Origin of the sequence: Micromonospora sp. NPDC049359 (assembly GCF_044466585.1) — a bacterium.
GTDB lineage: Bacteria > Actinomycetota > Actinomycetes > Mycobacteriales > Micromonosporaceae > Micromonospora.
This window is the reverse complement of record NZ_JBITMW010000002.1, coordinates 135,175-153,292: the sequence shown is the minus strand read 5'-3', so window position 1 is coordinate 153,292 and position 18,118 is coordinate 135,175. Positions and strand designations below refer to the sequence as shown.

Below are 18,118 nucleotides of genomic sequence, written 5' to 3'. Positions count from 1 at the left end.
CCCACACCGCCGCACGGCGTCGCCAGTCGACGAGCTCTGACGACGGCCTTGATCACGGTCGGGTTGATGATCCAGGCCAGGGTCTGGCCGACCGGAATCACCGAGCCCGCCACGCCCCGAGCATCGCCACGACCCCCGTGGCCGCGGCAAACACCAGCCCGAGCGACATCACCACATTGCCCGCGACAGTCCCCGCGTTCTCCGATCGGAAATTCGGCGTCAGCTGGCCGGCCGCCCACCCGCCGAGGACGATCCACAATGAGATCAGCACCGAGAACACCGGTGCCCACCAGCGCGGAACGGTGAACACCACCAAGGCACCGCACACCACGATGAAGACGATCCCCGGTGGGAACGGGGGGAACTTGCCGGGATCCGCGATCCATTGGATGAGCAGTCCCAAGATGCCCACCACCAGCCCCCACAGCGACAACCTTGTGCTTCTGCGGGCCGCCGTCACTCTCGCCACGATCGCGCTCACCGTCGAGGTCCCTCCGTCTCAGTGTCCTGTCGTCTGTCTGCATCCGCTGTCCGGGCCGGCCCGGAACCATGCACCCAGACGGCGGCGATCCCGAACGCCACAGCCGCGGCGAATCCGGCCATCTGAAGCCATCCCGCGTAGAACTGGACGGGTTCCGTCGGGGTACCGAGCCGACCCACGAAGGAGGCGTCGGAGAACCCGCCGAAGAGAAACAAGACGCCCGTCACCACCGCCAACAACGGCGTGAAGCGCCACCTGAAGGCCGCCACCATGGCGGCCACTCCGAGGTAGATCAGCGGCCCCGGCCCGTCGTAACCGGCGACCAGGCTGCGGGACTCGATAATCTCGGGACCAGCGTCGCCGATCGCCGCCACGACAAGCGCTACGCAGGTCGCGATGGCCCAGCGGCGCCGTTCCGCCTTCACCATGGATTGATCCGTCACGGCTCGACTATCCGCAGTCCAGCCGGGATTGGCGTCAGCCCACGGAAGGCTCTGGCTCTACGCAAATCTGCGTAGAGCGGCGCCCCGCTCACCGGGGCCGGTATTCAACCTCCGGGCGGCCGGGGGTGCCGTAGCGGGGGTGGCGGACGGCGCTGTCGATCGTCACCAGGTACTCCAGGTAGCGGCGGGCGGTCACCCGCGAGATGCCGGTCGCCGCGCTCACCTCGGTCGCGGACAGCCCCGCCCCGGGAGTGGACCCGTCGGCCAGCGCGGCGCGTACCCGGGTGAGGGTCTGCGCGTCGAGCCCCTTGGGCAGGCTGTGCCCGGTCGCGCCGCGCAGCGTGGCGAACATCCGGTCCACGTCGTGCTGGGCGGCCACCTCGCCGTCGGCGAGCGCCTGTGCCCGGTAGTCCGCGTAGCGGTCCAGCTTGTCGCGGAACGCCGCGAACGTGAACGGCTTGAGCAGGTAGTGCGTCACCCCGAGGGAGACCGCGGTGCGCACCACCGCGAGGTCCCGCGCGGACGTCACCGCGAGGACGTCGACGCTGCTGCCGGCCGCGCGCAGCGCCCGGCAGACGTCCAGGCCGTGCAGGTCGGGCAGCCGAAAATCCAGGAGTACGAGGTCCACGTCGCCGCCGTCGTTGGCGCGCAGGGCCGCCATCGCCGCCCGTGCGGTGTGTGCCACCCCGACCACCGCGAAACCGGGCACCCGCTCGGTGTACGCGGCGTGCGCCTCGGCCAGCAGCGGCTCGTCCTCGACCACGAGCACCCGGATGTCGTTCACGGCCGGGTCCCCGGGAGTCGCACGGTGAACAGGCTGCCGCCGGCGTCCGAGCGGGTCACCTCGGCGCTGCCGCCGTGCCGGCGGACCACCTGCCCGATCAGGGCCAGCCCGAGCCCCCGCCCGGTGCTCTTGGTGGACCAGCCGCGCCGGAAGGCGTCCGCCACCCGCTCCTTCGCCAGCCCGGGTCCGCTGTCGGCGACCCGAACCACGAGTTCGTCGTCGACGGTGCCGACGAAGACTCGCACGGTGCGCGGCGGGGGCGTACCGGCGACGGCCTCCAGGGTGTTGTCGACCAGGTTGCCGACGACGGTGAGCAGGTCGTTGGTCGGCAGCGGGCTGTCGTCGAGGTGGCAGTCCGGCTCGATCACCAGGTCCACGCCGCGCTCTCCGGCCTGCGCGGACTTGCCGAGCAGCAGGGCGGCCAGGGCCGGCTCGGTGACCGCGTCGACCACCCGGTCGGTCAGTTGCTGGGCGAGGGCGAGGTCCCGGGTGCCGAGCCGGACCGCCTCGTCGGCGCGGCCCAGCTCCACCAGCGTGAGGACGGTGTGCAGCCGGTTGGCCGACTCGTGCGTCTGCGCCTGCAACGCCTGGGTGAGCGCGCGCACCGAGTCCAGCTCGCTGGCCAGGGTCCGTAGCTCGGTCTGGTCGCGCAGGGTCAGCACGGTGCCGAGCGCCGCCCCCTCGAAGCGGGCGGTCCGCTGGTTGGCCACCAGCACCCGGTCACCGGCCAGCAGGGGCTCGTCGAGGGCGTCGCGACCGGCCGCGAGCAGCTCGGCCACCGCCGGTGGCAGGTCGACCTCGGCCACCGGCTGGTCGGTGACCGGCTCGTCGGCGTCGAGGCCCAGCAGTCGCCGGCCCTCGTCATTGATCAACGCCACCCGCCGGTCAGTGGTCAGCACCACCAGACCCTCGCGCACCGAGTGCAGGACCGCGTCGTAGTACTCGTACATCCGGGTCATCTGTGTCGGTCCCAGGCCGTGGGTCTGGCGGCGCAGGCGGCGGCTGAGCAGCCACGAACCGGTCGCGGCGAGCGCGAGCGCCGGTACCGCGACGCCGAGCAGCACGGGGAGCTGGCGCAGCAGCTTCCGGTTGATCGCGCGGGTGGTGATGCCCACCGAGACCAGGCCGACGATGCGCCCCTGCTGGTCGTACACCGGGACGACCGCGCGCACCGACTCGCCGAGCGTTCCGACGTTGGTGGTGGTGAACGCGTGGCCCGCCAGGGCCGGCCCGATCTCCCCGACGAACGGCTCGCCGATCCGGTCCAGCGTGGGATGGGAGAAGCGGGTGCGGTCGGGGGCCATCACGACCACGAAGTCCGTCCCCGTGGCCTTGCGGGTCGACTCGGCGTACGGCTGCAGGGTGCGGGCGGGGTCGGCGGTCGTGAGGGCCGCGCGGACGTCGGGGGAGCCGGCGACGGTCTGGGCGACCGCGAGCACCTCCTCCTGCGCGGCCTGGCGGGAGTCGACGCGGGCCAGCCAGACGGCGCCCGCCGCCCCGGCCAGCACGAGCAGGGTGACCACCACCGCCTGGAGGGCGAAGAGCTGCCCCGCGATGCTCCACTGCCGTCGGGCCACCTCCGGCACCTCCTCGGACTTCTCCCGGTGAGCGGTGAACAGAATGACCGCAAGGCTGTCAACGGGTGAGACGCGCTTCACATTGTCGACATGGACACCACCGCATCCACCACCACGGCGGAACCGTCGGCCCGTCGGGACCGTACCCGTTACCTGTACCTGGCCGTCATCGTGGCCGTGCTCGCCGGCATCGTCGTCGGCCTGGTCGCCCCCGATTTCGGCAAGGAACTCAAGCCCATCGGCACGGGCTTCGTCAACCTCATCAAGATGATGATCAGCCCGGTCATCTTCTGCACCATCGTGCTCGGCGTCGGCTCGGTCCGGCAGGCCGCGAAGGTCGGCAAGGTCGGCGGCCTGGCCCTCGGCTACTTCCTGACCATGTCGACCGTGGCGCTCGCCATCGGCCTGGTCGTCGGCAACCTCATCCACCCCGGCTCCGGCCTCGACCTGGGTCAGGACCTCGCGGGCGCCGGCAAGGCCGCCGCCGGAGACGAGGCCGGCGGTACGACGGAGTTCCTCCTCGGGATCATCCCGACGACGCTGCTCTCCGCGCTCACCGAGGGCGAGGTGCTCCAGACGCTGCTGGTCGCGCTGCTCGTCGGCTTCGCCGTCCAGGCGCTGGGCCGACGCGGTGAGCCCGTGCTCGGCGCGATCGCCGTCATCCAACGGGTCGTCTTCAAGGTCCTCGCGATGATCATGTGGCTGGCGCCGGTCGGCGCGTTCGGCGCGATGGCCGCCGTGGTCGGCGCGACCGGCGTGGACGCCCTCAAGAGCCTCGCCCAGATCATGGTCGGCTTCTACGTCACCTGTCTGATCTTCGTGCTGGTGGTGCTGGGCGCGCTGCTCTGGTTCATCGCCCGGATCTCGATCTTCTCGCTGCTGCGCTACCTGGGTCGCGAGTTCCTGCTGATCCTCTCGACGTCGTCGTCGGAGTCGGCGCTGCCCCGCCTGATCGCCAAGATGGAGCACTTCGGCGTCAGCAAGCCGGTCGTCGGCATCACCGTGCCGACCGGCTACTCGTTCAACCTCGACGGCACGGCCATCTACCTGACCATGGCGTCGCTGTTCATCGCCGACGCGCTGGGCAAGCCCCTCGCGGTCGGGGAGCAGATCTCGCTGCTGCTGTTCATGGTGATCGCGTCCAAGGGCGCGGCCGGCGTCACCGGCGCCGGGCTGGCCACGCTGGCCGGTGGCCTCCAGTCGCACCGCCCGGACCTCGTCGACGGGGTCGGCCTGATCGTCGGCATCGACCGCTTCATGTCCGAGGCGCGGGCGCTGACCAACTTCGCCGGCAACGCGGTGGCGACCGTGCTGGTAGGCACCTGGACCGGCGAGTTCGACCGGGAGCGGGCGGCCGAGGTCCTGCGCGGCGACGATCCGTTCGACGAGGCGACCATGCTCGACCACCACGACGACGAGGAGTCCGAGCCGCGGCGGTCCGAAGACGACGAGGCGGTTACCGCAGGTGTGAGAACCTGATCCGGAGCTTGGGAGCCCTCTGCGGTCGCCTGCTCATCGCTGACGAGGACGTGACCGCGTTGCGAGGCGAGCGGCGCGACCGCAGGGGGTTCCACCGAAGCCGACCATCTATCGGGAGGGCCGGTCCGGGAGCGCGAACGGATCCGCCAGGCCGAGCATCCGGTGCAGGTGAGTGACCTGCTCACGGGCGGGCCCGATCGGTTCGGTAGGTACGCCGCGCTGAACAGCGCGCAGCAGTCCTTCCGCGAGCGTTAGCCCGTCATCCTCGCGCGCCGCCACTGTGGTCACGATCCGTTCGCTCTCCGTCGGGTTGCTCACGAGGTCGTCCATCCTGAGGCGTCCGAAGATCTTCCTCAGGTTCGCCGCGGAGAATCCCGGAGCATCGTCGACCAGTTGCCGGATGAGCAGGCTCCGCTGCCGTGGCAGGGGCGTGAGCGCGAAGGCCCAGGCGTACTGCTCGGCCCGCATGTCGCGCCGCTGCGGATCCTGTGGCGACAGCAGTAGTTGCAGAAAGAGTGCCGCTTCGGACACCAGGAACGGCTCGCCGTCGATCTGGTGCAGACCGGGAACGCCAGCTTCTTGCCAGTACGGCATCAGGTCGTAGAGGCATTCCCGAACGTCGTGTCCGGTCTGCACGAACGCCGACCGACGCAGGGACCGCCCGATGCGGCTGTCCGCCGCGACGAACACGTCCGGCGCCATGGCAGCTACCCGACGATCAAGCGGCTGGGTGTCCGGACGGGTATCCGGTGGCCAGGGCAGCGACTCGTAGACGCTGATCTCGGCGCCGTCCTCGGGGCGTACCTCCAGGCGGGTGGGAGACACATCCAGCCGCCAGGCCACCCGAAGCGTCTGCCATATCCGCTTGCGGTCCTCGGCGTCGAGTTGGCTCTGCCACAGCAGCGCCTGCCGTCGCCAGTTGTCGACAACCGGCTCCCCGACCAACTCGACCGCGTCCACGGGGCCGTCCGACAACAGCAGCACGAAGCAGGCCAGGTTCGCCGAGAACGCCGCCTGCCGCACGGCGGCCGGTGTCCGCCGAGGTTCGTATTCGCCTCTCGTCCAGGTGGGGTGGGGGTATCCGACGTCAGGCAGGAGCTCCAGGGCCAGCTCGCGGCAGATCCCACGCCGCCGTGGGTCCAGTCGCCCGAGCATTCCCCGGCAGAACTCCCACAGCGGAGTTCGCCGGGTGATGGTGACGAATGATGTCGCCCCGTACAACGGGCCGGGATCGATCACACCCTGACGCCGTCGCTGATGGACGCGTTCTTCGGCGAGATCGACAAGGGCGGCGACAATCTGTCGGGCGGCCAGAAAATCGCCGAAGGTGGCGTGCAGGAATTCGAAGCTGCGTTCCGGTCCGCTGGTGTCCCGGGACGCTCGCGACTCGTGGATGAAGAAGAACCGACCGACCATCAGCTGGCTCATGGTGAGCGCCCGGTCGGCAGACTCGGCCGACGGCGAGCGCAGGTCTTCTTTCCACAGCAGGTGCGGGATGTCAGCATCCAGTTCGGCTTCCAGGATCACCTCACCGCTTCGGTTCAGGATGGCGATGGCGACCGCCATCAGACGGCGCCATTCCGCAGCGATCTCGTGGGCGCGTTGGTCGTCGGTGTGGCCGCGCTCCTGTTTGTCGACCTCGCGTTCGACGAAATCAGCGAAGAGTCGTTCGTAGAGTTCCACGCGGCGCATGTCGCCCTCGGCGTTCTGCAGGCCGTTGTCACCCGCGTCATAGAGCGCCAGCAGGAGAAGCAGCAGTGGCTGACTCGCCAACTCGCCATGTGCGAGGGCTGTTTCGGCGGACAACGGCCGCAACCCCCGGGCGGTGAGGCTGGCACCGTTGTGGTCGTTCCACACGTCGAGCCACGCCCGGATCTGCGGTTCTCCGAACGGTTCGAGTCGCAGCACCACGGACTTGTCCGGGAACCGCGCTCGGTCGGCGACGACGGTACGGCTGGTGACGAGCACGGCGACCGGACGGTCAAGTTCCTCCTCGCGCTGTTGGAACAGCCGGATCTGGTCGAGGTAGTCCGCGTGGTTGATCCCGGTGGCTTGCAGCAACTCGTCGAAGCCGTCCAGGATGACGACGGGCAGCGCGTCGCCCGCGCGGCGGGCGAGGTCGGGCCAGGAGACCCGTTCGCCGAGCATCTGCACGAGCGCCTCCTCAATCTGCCCCTGGATCGAGGAGTCAGCGGGAACGTTGCGTAGTTCGACTCGGATGACCAGGAAGTCGGCCGGAGGAAGCCGGGCGGCGAGAACCCTCGTCATCGCGGACTTGCCTGAGCCGGGTTGGCCCAGTACGACGAGCGGGCTCTCGACGGCGTTCGGTCCGGTCAGGTGCGCCAGCAGGAAGGCGTGGACGTCATCGAGGCGGGTGGACCGTGACCACCACGTCTCGGTGGCGGGAAGATCGTAGGGCCCGGCCACCGCGACCCGGCCGTGCGGGTTGACGTAGCCCTTGCCCAGGCTGGGAAGCACGACGTGGCGAGGCGCATGCGCGGAGGCCAGGATGGCTCGGTCCAATCCGGCCCGGTACCGCCGGCCGAGACCGGCCAGGACGGCGTCGACGGCGGTCGCAGCCGACACGGCGCGCAGATCGGCAAGCTGTCTGGACAGGTCGGCGACCGAGTCCCGCAGCAGCGCGCGGGTGGCCTCGGTGTCGACCATGCTCGCCCAGACCCCGAACTCGGGGGCCTGCGTGATGAGTGCCCGGTACGCCTGCGTATACCGGTCAATCGCGATCCGCCGTACGTCTCCTTCGATGGCCGCGATGGTCTCGGTGACCCGGTCGTCGCGTGCCTCGAAGGCGCTGAGACCGTGCAGGAAGTCCCGCAAGGCTGCCGCCGCTGATCCGAAGTAACCGCCGAGCGCGGCGATCGTCGCCTCGAAGGGTTGGTGCGGCGCGGGCATCGGAGGCGGTGTGTCGATGAGCACCCGCACCAGGTCGGCGTAGCGGTCGACGACCGCCGTCGAGGTGGTGATGGCGACCTGTTCGCCGGCGGTCAGTGCGGCATCGGCCAGGTCGACCTCCGGATGGTCGGCCAGGGCGATCTCAAGCGCCTCGTAGAAGGCGGTGACGACGATGATCGCGTGGGCGGCTACGAGACGTTGCGTGCGGTCGAAACGCCGTAGGCCAGCGATCCGCTCGTGCAGGCCGGCCATTGCCGAGTTGCCCCAGAGGATCAGTTCGCGGCCCAGGGAAAGGAGGTCGGCTCCGCCGAGGCCAGCCGCGGTCAGGCCGGCGGCAGCTACGCCGCTCGTCGCGCCGACGGCTCGTATCACGGGATTTTCCGGGCTGCCAAGCAGACGAGCCGCATCGGCATAGCACAGCGGGCGGGAGCGCATGTGCCGCACCGTAGTGCAGCGACTACGGGCGGGCAACGCCTGCCTTTCCCGCTTTGGGATGTTCCCATATCTTTTGGGAGTTGGTTGAGGGGCCGAATCCTTCAGCGGCAATCGATGCCCGATGCCTCATCTCCACTCCCGCGGTAGTTGGGCGCTCGGCCTAGCTGAATTTGAATTCATGACTAATTCGCGGCACTGCCGATATACGTGTCGGTAACGTTGCTCTGGGCGACTGGGCCAGGTCAACGGCGCATATGTATCGAATGGCGGATGGTTGTCACCGGAAGCCTTATGTGAAAAAGCCAACTGCCGCTTATTGACGGTCCCGAGAAATTGGGTGTGTAAACAACGCCCGGTACCTTCCTGACGTGCCCGATGCCCCTCGACAGGTGATCGCCGATCGTTACCGGCTGGTCCGTCCCCTCGGCCAGGGCGGGATGGGCCGCGTGTGGCAGGCCCGCGACGAGATGCTTCAGCGCGACGTCGCCATCAAGGAACTGGTGGCACCGCCCGGCCTGCGCGACGACGAACGTCGGGAGATGCGCGAACGGTCCATGCGCGAGGCGCGGGCCGTCGCCCGCCTGGGCCACCCCAACGTGGTACGCGTCTTCGATGTTCTGCACTCGGGCGGCGACCCCCTGATCGTGATGGAACTCGTCCCGTCCCGGTCGCTGCACCAGGTGCTCGAAGCCGACGGGCCGCTGCCGGTGGACCGCGCCGCGCGGATCGGGCTGGGCCTCCTGGGCGCGCTGCGGGCCGCACATCGGGCCGGCGTGCTGCACCGCGACGTCAAGCCGGCCAACGTGCTGCTCGGCGACGACGGCAGGGTGGTGCTGACCGACTTCGGTCTGGCCACCCTTCCGGGCGACCCACGGATGACCCAGACCGGGATGGTGCTCGGCTCGCCGGCGTTCCTCGCGCCCGAGCGGGCCACCGACGGCGACGTGGGGCCGGCCGCCGACCTGTGGTCACTCGGCGCCACCCTCTACGCGGCCGTCGAGGGGCGCACCCCGTACCACCGCTCGTCGCCGCTCGCCACGCTGGCGGCCCTGGCCACCGAGCCGCCACCGCCGGCCCAGCGAGCCGGTCGGCTGACCCCGCTCCTGGAAGGACTGCTGCGGCGGGAGCCGGACCAACGGATCGGCGCGGACGAAGCCGAGCGACTGCTGCGTCAGGCCGCCGCCCCCGAGACGCACTCCACCCCGGCAATGCCCGCCGTGGCCGTGCCTGCCGTGGCGGTGCCCGCGGTAGCCGTGCCTGCCGTCCCGGTGTCGGCTGCCGGCGCCCCCACCGTGCCGGTGGTCAGCGCCGATGACATGGCCGGCAACGACGCCACCGACCCGGTGTCCCGTCCGGCGATCGTGCCCGAGTTCGTCACCGCCGACGGCCCGGCCGCGTCGTCGACGGTCCACGACGAGCCGTCGCCAGGACCAGCGCGCCGTCGTCGGGCTCGGTTGATCGGGTCGCTGGCCGCCGCGCTGCTGCTCGTCCTGGTGGTGACGACGTCGCTGCGGTACGGCGGAATGCTGGGCGGTGCGGGCGTCCTCGGATCGTCGGACCCGAGCGACAACCCGAACATCGCGGAGATGCCGGTGTCCCGGGTGCTGCCGCCCGCGCCCGCCGGATGGCGCTACTACCGCGACGACCCCCGCTTCCTCGTGCCGGTTCCGGACGGTTGGCAGGCGCGCCGCGACGGCGAGCGCGTCGTCTTCCGCGAGCAGGACGGCAGCCGGGTGCTCGTCATCAACGAGCTTCGGGCCGTCCCGGCGGACCTGGTCGCCGCCCTGCGGCAGCGCGAGGACGCGGAACGCGGGCGGTACACCCAGTACCGGCCGGTCCGGCTCGCTGCGCTGCGCTACCAGGCGCGGGCCGCCGAATGGGAGTGGACGTACACCGACCGGGACGACACACCGACCCGCATGGCGAGCCGGCTGTTCGTCGGCCACAACGGGCACGCGTACTCCATCGACTGGACCACCTCCGCCGCCGAATGGTCCGCCAGCGCGCCCGTGTTCGCGCTGATCACGGATGGTTTCCAGGGCCTGCCGGCGGCGACGGCTCCGCCCCGGTCCCCCGGCCCGCCACCGTCGATGAGCGTCGGGCCGCCGGCGTCCACCGGGACCGGCAGCGGCACGACCACCGCACCGCGGAACCAGGCGCAGCAGCCGTCCGCTCCGCCGTCCCCGACGAAGTCCAGCGCGCCCGCCGGCAAGCAGATCTCCAGCTTCGCCAGTGACCGCTGCATCGACATCCAGGACGGCAACCCCTACGCCGGCGCGCGACCGCAGATCTGGGACTGCCGGCGCACCGCCAAGCAGCTGTGGACCTTCCCGTCGGACGGCACGGTCCGGTCCATGGGTATGTGCCTGGACGTCGCGGGCCACTCCACCCAGGACGGGGCCGCCGTCATCCTGGCCGAATGCTCCGGAGCGTCATCGCAGAAGTTCACCCTCAACAAGGCGTACGACCTGGTGAACACCAAGGCGGACAGATGCGTCGACGTGGTCGAATCGAACCCGGACAACGGCGCCCAGTTGCAGATCTGGCAGTGCACCGGCAACGCCAACCAGAAGTGGCGGGCCATCTAGCCTCTGGATCCTGAGCACGGCGGTGAATTGCCGCGAAACCCATCGCCCCGGGCGGGTCGCGGCGGAGAATGGTGGACCGGACAGGGGCGCTGCGACGAACCGGGGGAGCGGTCGTGCTCGGAACCAGCCTCCTCGGTCGGCTTCGCCGCCGTGACCCGGGTGACGCCGTCCTGCGGCGCGCGGCCCGGCTGACCCTGGTCGCGTCCGTCCTCTTCTACGCCTGCCGCTACGGCGTGGGCAGCCCGCTGCTCGCCACGTACGCGCTGTTCGGCACGATCGCCGCCGGGGCGTTCGCGCAACTGCCCGGCCCGGCGTCACAACGGGCGCGGATCCTCGTCACGTCGCTGCCGGCGGTCTGGGCGTTGATCGCCGCCGGCACGCTCCTGGCGTGGAACACCTGGGCGGCGGCCGGCGGGATGCTGGTCATCGGGTTCGTCGTGGCGTTCGCCGGGGTCGGTAACCCGCGACTGGTGGGTCTGGCCAGCGCGTTCCAACTCTTCTACATCCTGGCGTCGTTCCCGCCGTACCAGCCGGACAGCCTGCCGCAGCGCCTCGGCGGGGTCACCCTCGCGATCGTGCTGCTCGCCGCGGCCGAGGTGGTGCTCTGGCCCGACCCGGTGCCCGTCTCCTACCGGCAACTGCTCGCCCGAGCGGCGGACAGCGTCGCGGCCTTCGTCGACGCCATCGCCGACGCGCTGACGGCCCCCGGCCACGGTGCTCCGGACGGGCGGCGCGAGCGGGCGTACGACCTGGTTGCCGTGCTCGGCTTGGCCCGCAACCCCCGGGAGTCGGCGCCCACGGCGGCCGGAGCGCAGGATCGGGCGCTGCGGATCTCCGCGGCGGCGCTGCGGGAGGTGCTGGCCACGGCGGACCGGCTCGCCACGGACGCCCCCTCGACGCCGATCCCGGACCTGGCGGCGGCGCGGCTGCTGCGCCCGTGCGCCGACGCGATCCGGGCTGCCAGCCGTAGCCTGCTTTCCGACGCGCCCCAGGCGGGCCTGCGCGACCTGGACGCCGCGATCGGCGCGGCTGAGCCGTCGGTGGGATCGGGCCCGCCGGACGTACCCCGGATGTGCCGGGACGCGACGGCGCTGGCCCTCGCCGACCAGGTACGGATCTTCGCCCTCGGCACCCGGATCGCCGCCGGGGCGCGCGTCGACGTCGACGCCTACCCCCGGCTCTTCGAGTACGCGCGACACGGCGCGTGGACGCTGTACTGGCGACAGTTCGGCGCCCACCTCGCGCCCCGCTCCGCGCACCTGCACAGCGCGCTGCGACTGGCGGTGGCGCTGGCGGTCGCCCGGGTGGCGGCCGGGGTGCTGCACCTCAACCACGGCTTCTGGGTGCTCCTGGCGACTCTCACCGTCCTGCGCACCTCGGCCGCCGACACCCGCACCGCGCTGCGACCCGCCGTGCTCGGCACCATCGCGGGCGTGGTCGCGAGCGGCCTGCTGGTGCTCGTCGTGCAGGAGCCGGTCGTGTACGCCGTCGTACTGCCGGTCTCGTTGCTGCTGGCGTTCGGAGTCGGTCGCCTGCTCGGCCCGGTGTGGCAGCAGGCGCTGTTCACCCTGCTGCTGACCGTCGTGTTCACCCAGCTCAGCCCCGAGGGGTGGCGACTCGCCGAGGCACGGCTGGTCGACGTCGGGCTCGGCGCGGTGATCGGCGTGCTCGCCGGTGTGGCCATGTGGCCGCGCGGCGCCGGCCACGACCTACGGCACAACGCCGCCCGCTATCTGGTGGCCAGTGGGACGGCGGTCGAGCGGACCGTCGAGGCGGTGCTCGGCGACGCCCGGCCACCCGAGCACGACTTCGACCGGGTCGGCCGGCGGATGATCCTGGTCGACTCGTCCTACTGCCAGTACCACTCCGAGCGCCACGACCCACGGCGCGCTCAGCTGAACTGGGACGCCGCCCTGAGCGCCGGGCACCACCTGGTGCCCGGCGCCGAGTCGTTGCTGCGCCGGAACCCGCCCGGCTGCCTGGCCGCCTGGCCGGCGGCCGCGGCACTGCTGCGGGACACGGCCGGGCACCTGCGGTCGGCGTACGACGACCTGGCCGGCGAGGTGACGCACGGTCGGGCGGCCGGGCCGATGCCCGTACCGATCGACTGCGTCGACGAGGTGGACCGGCTCCGCCCGCTGCTCGGCGACGTCGACTCCGCTGCGGTGCGGCACCTGGTGGAGGTCGACAGGTGGCTCGCCGGGCTCGCCGACAGCCTCAGCCGGATCCACCCGGACGCCGACGCGCCCCGGCGACCCTGAGCCGGCCCGGTCAGGGGATGACGGGCAGGCCGCTGTGGTACAGGTGCTCGAACTGGCGGTGTACCCAGAGGATGCGGCCGTCCGGGCGGACGACCTTGCGGAGATCGGCGATGGTGACGTCCTGGGCGCGCAGCGCGGCGTGCAGCGTCCGGAGGGTGGCGCCCTCGGCGATGACCGGCACCGGCGGTGCGCCCGGGGCCTGCTCCGCCAGACCGGCGCTGTGGTCGTCGGCGGTGAGGTGGTCGGCGGCCTCCGCCGCGGTCTTCAGTGTCTCGTTGGCCAGCGAGACCTGCTCTTCCACGGCCTTCCACTGCTCGTCGTCGAACTCGAGTTTGAGTTCGGCCACGCCCACGCCGAGCAGGGGCTTCAGGAGCATGGAGGTTGCCTTCAGGAGCGGGACGGCCCGGACCCACCACTCCCGGGAGACGTCGATCGAGTAGACGCCGGCGTCGCGTCGGGAGGGTTCCAGGACGTGCACGGGCTGGAGCGAGTGCTCGCAGTACAACGTCAGCCGCATCCGGATGGAGGTCCACTGCGGATTGCGTAGGGAGGACTCGACGGGAGTGAGGGTGAAGAGGCGCGGCCCGTCCGCGGCCTCGTCGTTGAGCTGCCACATCAGGGCCGTCAGCCGGGCGTTCACGCCCGCGAGGTTGGCCTTGACGGTGTCGCTGAGCTCGGTGACCCGCCGACTCAGGCCGCGGACCTGCCTGTCCACCAGGGCCATGCCGTCCTGCAGCACCGCGAGCGCGTCGTGCCCGGCGTGCGAGCCGCCCAACAGCGCGTCGATGGCGGGGAAGGCATCGCAGCTGGAGACGGGACACTGCGCCACGCTCTGACCGTGCGCGTCGCGCAGCTTGACGAGCTTGTCGACGTCGAACAGGCCCGCGCCCGGGGTGGGCAGGCCGCAGCCGTGCCGGCAGGCGACGAGGGCGACTGTGGTCAGGCCGGGCCAGAACCGTTCGATGCAGTAGCGGATTTCGTCGGTGACCTGTCGCAGGTAGGTGACGGCATCCGGGCCACGGACCTGGACCTGGACACCGACTCCGGTACGCACCGTGAGGAGCGCGCGGGCGCCGTACCGGCTCTGCAGGATCACACCCTGCTGCCAGTGCACGCCCTGCAACGAGTCGGGCTCCGTGTAGCGCTGATGGTGCAGACGCACGATGAGCCGGTACATCAGCGACTCGGGAATGACCACGGGACCCGCCGGGCCCTCCGAGATCCGGCACACCTCCAGGTACTCGCGGTCGCCGGAACGAAAGTCGACCCAGGCGCTGCGCAGGTCCGGCTGCGCGGCGGGGACGAGTTGCGCGATGAGGCTCACCGGCTCGGGCGAGGCGTCGAGCGAGACCTGGTACGTCAGCTCGAAGCGCCCCATGAGCGCCAGGAACAGTCGCTGTTGTTCCCTCGTGTAGAGCGTGCCGTCGGGCGCCTGCCCGGCACCCCACAGGCTGCCGAGCATACGGTGTGAAACGAGACCGAGGGCGTCGACGGCGTCTCGACTGTCGAGGACGGCGGCGATCGCGACGTTGAGCCAGTCCGGTTGGAGGATCACGAACGCGGCCAACGCGTCGTCGTCCGCGTAGTAGATCCACTTTCCCAGGTGGTGGGCGTTGCTGGCCAGCGCCCGCGCCTGGGCAACGGTCAGTCCCTGCGCCTCGGCCATCGCCTCGAAGTCGCGGTAGTCGATCACCTGCTGACCGTCGGCGGTGACGGCCTCGATCGTTCGCTGCCAGCTCGCCGGATAGTTGCGGTGCACGTGCGGGAGCGTGCCGGCGGCCACGGAGATCGCCTCCCGCAGCGCCTCCAGCCGGTCGTCCGGGACGGCGCTGTCGACCTCGTAGAAGCCGATGATCAGGTCACCGAAGCGCTGCTTGAGATGCCGTTCGTCGATGGCGTCCGCCCGCGAGGTCGGCCCGCCGTGCGACGCGACCACGAGCACCCGGGCGTCCGGGGCCCGGTGGGCGATCATGGCGATCCAGGACTCCACCATGCCGGCCGCGACACCCGGGCGTGGTTTCCAGACGACAACGTAGACGGCCGGCGCGCTGAAGAACAACTGGTGTGCCGGCTGGTAGGCCTGCTGACCGCCGAAATCCCACCCGTTCAGGGTGATCTCCCGACCGGCGTGGGTCACCACCAGCGACTTGATGTCCATGCCCTGCGTCTGGTGACGATCCCGCCACGGCTCGCCGCGCAACGCTCCGAGCAGCGAGCTCTTCCCCGCCTCGCCGGCGCCCACGAACAGGAGCTTCGCCTCCGAAATCGGTATCCCGTCGGCGGCGACGTTCCGGAGAAACGCCAGCAGCGCTTCAGTGCCCTCCGCCTCAGCGGCCAGCACCTCGGGCGGAAGTGGGTTGTCGTCGACGACGAGCGTCCGGAGCTCTGCGAGCCGACCGATGGCGTGGGGCAGGGTGGTGAGCTGATTGCTTTCCAGGTAAAGGCCGGTGAGGGAGGTCCAAGCGGCGACGGCGTCAGGTAGCGCGGTGAGCCGGTTGCCGGCTAGGTAAAGCCCGGTGAGGGAGGTCCAGGCGGTAACGGCGTCGGGTAGCGCGGTGAGGCGGTTGCTGTCGAGGTTCAGCTCGGTGAGGGCGGTCCAGGCGGCGACGGCGTCGGGTAGTGCGGTGAGCTGGTTGCCTTCCAGGTGCAGCTCGGTGAGGGAGGTCCAGGACGCGGCGTCGTCGGGCAAGGCGGTGAGCTCATTGTTCTGGAGGTAAAGGCTGGTGAGGGCGGTCCAGGCGGCGACAGCGTCGGGCAAGGCGGTGAGTTTGTTGCCGGTCAGGTGCAGCTCGGTGAGGGAGGTCCAGGCGGCGACGGCGTCGGGTAGTGCGGTGAGCTGGTTGCCTTCCAGGTACAGGACATTGAGGCAGCTCCAGGCGGCGACCGCGTCGGGTAGTGCGGTGAGCTGGTTGTGATCCATGTCGAGCCGGGTGAGGGCGGTCCAGGCGGCGACGGCGTCGGGTAGTGCGCTGATCTGATTGTTATCCAGGTTGGACTTTGTCATGGCGGTCCAAGCGGCGACGGCGTCGGGTAGTGCGGTGAGCTGGTTGTGATTCAGGTGCAGGACATCGAGGAAGGGCCAGGCGGCGACGGCTTCGGGTAGTGCGGTGAGCTGGTTGCTGTCCAGGTGCAGGTCGGTGAGGGCGGTCCAGGCGGCGACCGCGTCGGGTAGTGCGGTGAGCTGGTTGTTCTCCAGGTACAGCCCGCTGAGGGAGGTCCAGGCGGCGACGGCGTCGGGTAGCGCGGTGAGTTTGTTGCTGGCCAGGTTCAGCTCGCTGAGGGAGGTCCAGGCGGCGACGGCGTCGGGTAGTGCGGTGAGCTGGTTGCCTTCCAGGTACAGGACATTGAGGCAGCTCCAGGCGGCGACCGCGTCGGGTAGTGCGGTGAGCTGGTTGTGATCCATGTCGAGCCGGGTGAGGGCGGTCCAGGCGGCGACGGCGTCGGGTAGTGCGCTGATCTGATTGTTATCCAGGTTGAGCTTTGTCATGGCGGTCCAGGCGGCGACGGCGTCGGGTAGCGCGGTGATTCTGTTGTCGATCAGGTTCAGCTCGCTGAGGGAGGTCCAGGCGGCGACGGCGTTCGGCAGCGCGGTGAGCTGGTTGTTGTCCAGGATGAGCCGTTCCAGGGTGGTCCAGGCGGCGACGGCGTCGGGTAGCGACGAAAACCGGTTGCTACTCAGGTCCAACAGGGTGAGGGACGTCCAGGCGGCGACGGCGTCCGGCAGCGTGTCCAGCTCGTTGCTGGCGAGATCGAGGCTGACGACCTCGGCGAAAGCCCAGGTGTCGCGCAGCAGTTCGGTGAGGTCTTCTGAGGTGAGATCGAGACCGCTCAGGTCGACATGCCCAGTGGTGGCGGCATCAATGCGCTTCCGGGCCTCGACAAGCCTGCCGTCGTCCATGCCCGAGCAGCGTAGTCTCCCGTGCACAGTCGGTACGGCCGGCGCGGTCTGCCGTGCGTCCGGGTCGCGAGCAGGGATGCCCGCTGGCAGGCCGCCGATTGCCGATTGGCCGTGGCTGACCGTCGATGACCAGGCCTAACGTCGGTGGTATGGAGATCGCGCAGGCGCAGCAGTTGTGGAAGCCGGAGCCCGGCTGGTTGAACACCGCCTCGTACGGCTTGCCGCCCGAGCCGGGCTGGACGGCGTTGCAGGACTCCCTGGCCCAGTGGCGTGTCGGCAGCACCTCCTGGGAGGGCTGGGGCGACTCGGTGCAGCGGGCCCGGACGACGTTCGCCGGTCTGATCGGGGTGCCTGACGTCGACGTGGCCGTCGGCGCGACGGTCTCCCAGATGCTCGCGCCGGTGGCGGCGGCCCTGCCGGCCGGCGCCACCGTGGTCGTTCCGGACATCGAGTTCACCTCGAACCTGTTCCCCTGGTTGGTGCAGGAGGAGCGCGGCGTCACGGTCCGCACCGTGCCGGCGGACGGGCTCGTCGACGCGATCGACGCCGACACGGACGTGGTCGCGTTCAGCCTGGTGCAGTCGTCCGACGGCGCGGTCGCCGCGTACGACGAGATCGTGGCCGCCGCCCGAGCGCACGGCGCGCTGGTGGTGGTGGACGCGACCCAGGCGTGCGGGTGGCTGCCGTTCGACGGCAGCCGGGCCGACGTGGTGGCCGTGGGCGGTTACAAGTGGCTGATGAACCCGCGCGGCACCGCGTACGCCTATCTGGCCCCCGCCCTGCGCGAGCGGCTGCGCCCGGACGCGGCCGGCTGGTTCGCCGGGCAGGACCCGCACGCCTCCTATTACGGCCTGCCGTTGCGGCTGGCGGACGATGCCCGCCGGTTCGACATCTCGCCGGCCTGGTTCAGCTGGGTGGGCGCGGCCCCCGCCATGGAGCTGGTCGCCGAGATCGGCGTGCCGGCGATCCAGGCGCACAACGTGGCGCTGGCCAACCGGTTCCTGACCGGCCTGGGCCGGCCGGCGGGGGACAGCGCCATCGTCGCCGTTGACGTGCCCGACGCGGAACAGCGCCTCGCGGCGGCTGGCATCCGGGCGGCGGTCCGGGCCGGCCGGGTCCGCGCCTCGTTCCACCTCTACTCGACCGAGGCGGACGTGGACGCGGCGCTGACGGCGCTCGTCGGCTGAGGCCGGAAGGCCGGCCGCGCCCCGCAGTGGGGCACGGCCGGCCGGCGCTCAGGAGCAGAGGACTGACATTCGGGC

The 18,118-nt window shown here is 70.8% G+C and carries 10 protein-coding genes; 4 read left to right on the top strand and 6 right to left on the bottom strand.

The features are described 5' to 3' along the window. Positions 1-97 precede the first annotated feature (97 nt). From ACIBTX_RS06890 to ACIBTX_RS06875, 4 genes are all read right to left on the bottom strand, one after another. Positions 98-481: a hypothetical protein gene (locus tag ACIBTX_RS06890; protein WP_357119585.1), complete on the bottom strand. Its 384-nt coding sequence runs from the start codon at positions 479-481 to the stop codon at positions 98-100. Next, positions 478-909, bottom strand: coding sequence for a hypothetical protein (locus ACIBTX_RS06885; RefSeq protein ID WP_357119582.1), 432 nt, complete (start codon positions 907-909; stop codon positions 478-480). The genes ACIBTX_RS06890 and ACIBTX_RS06885 overlap by 4 nt, the downstream gene beginning before the upstream one ends. Positions 910-1,012: 103 nt before the next feature. Beyond that, on the bottom strand, positions 1,013-1,708 hold the full coding sequence (locus tag ACIBTX_RS06880; RefSeq protein WP_357119579.1) for a response regulator: 696 nt from the start codon (positions 1,706-1,708) through the stop codon (positions 1,013-1,015). After that, the gene (locus tag ACIBTX_RS06875) at positions 1,705-3,285 is read right to left on the bottom strand and encodes an ATP-binding protein (RefSeq protein ID WP_396832162.1); all 1,581 of its coding nucleotides are present in this window, start codon (positions 3,283-3,285) and stop codon (positions 1,705-1,707) included. Before ACIBTX_RS06875 ends, ACIBTX_RS06880 begins: the two co-directional genes overlap by 4 nt. Positions 3,286-3,375: 90 nt before the next feature. On the opposite strand from ACIBTX_RS06875, the gene ACIBTX_RS06870 reads away from it, so the two are divergent. Next, positions 3,376-4,764 (top strand): cation:dicarboxylate symporter family transporter, encoded by a 1,389-nt coding sequence (locus ACIBTX_RS06870; protein ID WP_357173511.1) that lies wholly within the window; start codon positions 3,376-3,378, stop codon positions 4,762-4,764. Positions 4,765-4,872: 108 nt separating this feature from the next. Here ACIBTX_RS06870 and ACIBTX_RS06865 read toward each other — a convergent pair whose 3' ends face one another. Then, complete coding sequence (locus ACIBTX_RS06865) at positions 4,873-8,109, bottom strand: NACHT domain-containing protein (RefSeq protein WP_396832161.1); 3,237 nt, start codon at positions 8,107-8,109, stop codon at positions 4,873-4,875. A gap of 368 nt (positions 8,110-8,477) precedes the next feature. On the opposite strand from ACIBTX_RS06865, the gene ACIBTX_RS06860 reads away from it, so the two are divergent. Both ACIBTX_RS06860 and ACIBTX_RS06855 read left to right on the top strand, forming a co-directional pair. After that, positions 8,478-10,697 carry a ricin-type beta-trefoil lectin domain protein gene (locus ACIBTX_RS06860; protein ID WP_396832160.1) on the top strand — a complete coding sequence of 740 codons (2,220 nt, stop codon included), beginning with the start codon at positions 8,478-8,480 and terminating at the stop codon, positions 10,695-10,697. A 113-nt stretch (positions 10,698-10,810) separates the two neighbouring features. Then, complete coding sequence (locus ACIBTX_RS06855) at positions 10,811-12,958, top strand: FUSC family protein (protein ID WP_357173514.1); 2,148 nt, start codon at positions 10,811-10,813, stop codon at positions 12,956-12,958. Positions 12,959-12,968: 10 nt separating this feature from the next. Here the strand turns inward: ACIBTX_RS06855 and ACIBTX_RS06850 are convergent, their stop codons facing one another. Next, complete coding sequence (locus tag ACIBTX_RS06850) at positions 12,969-16,856, bottom strand: leucine-rich repeat domain-containing protein (RefSeq protein ID WP_357119561.1); 3,888 nt, start codon at positions 16,854-16,856, stop codon at positions 12,969-12,971. A gap of 149 nt (positions 16,857-17,005) precedes the next feature. On the opposite strand from ACIBTX_RS06850, the gene ACIBTX_RS06845 reads away from it, so the two are divergent. Then, positions 17,006-18,043 carry an aminotransferase class V-fold PLP-dependent enzyme gene (locus tag ACIBTX_RS06845; RefSeq protein ID WP_357392851.1) on the top strand — a complete coding sequence of 346 codons (1,038 nt, stop codon included), beginning with the start codon at positions 17,006-17,008 and terminating at the stop codon, positions 18,041-18,043. Positions 18,044-18,118 lie beyond the last annotated feature (75 nt).

Coding starts and splice junctions, on each gene's coding strand:
- ACIBTX_RS06885 (WP_357119582.1), bottom strand. CDS start 909: ATGGTGAAGGCGGAACGGCGCCGCTGGGCCATCGCGACCTGCGTAGCG.
- ACIBTX_RS06865 (WP_396832161.1), bottom strand. CDS start 8,109: ATGCGCTCCCGCCCGCTGTGCTATGCCGATGCGGCTCGTCTGCTTGGC.
- ACIBTX_RS06845 (WP_357392851.1), top strand. CDS start 17,006: ATGGAGATCGCGCAGGCGCAGCAGTTGTGGAAGCCGGAGCCCGGCTGG.
- ACIBTX_RS06870 (WP_357173511.1), top strand. CDS start 3,376: ATGGACACCACCGCATCCACCACCACGGCGGAACCGTCGGCCCGTCGG.
- ACIBTX_RS06850 (WP_357119561.1), bottom strand. CDS start 16,856: ATGGACGACGGCAGGCTTGTCGAGGCCCGGAAGCGCATTGATGCCGCC.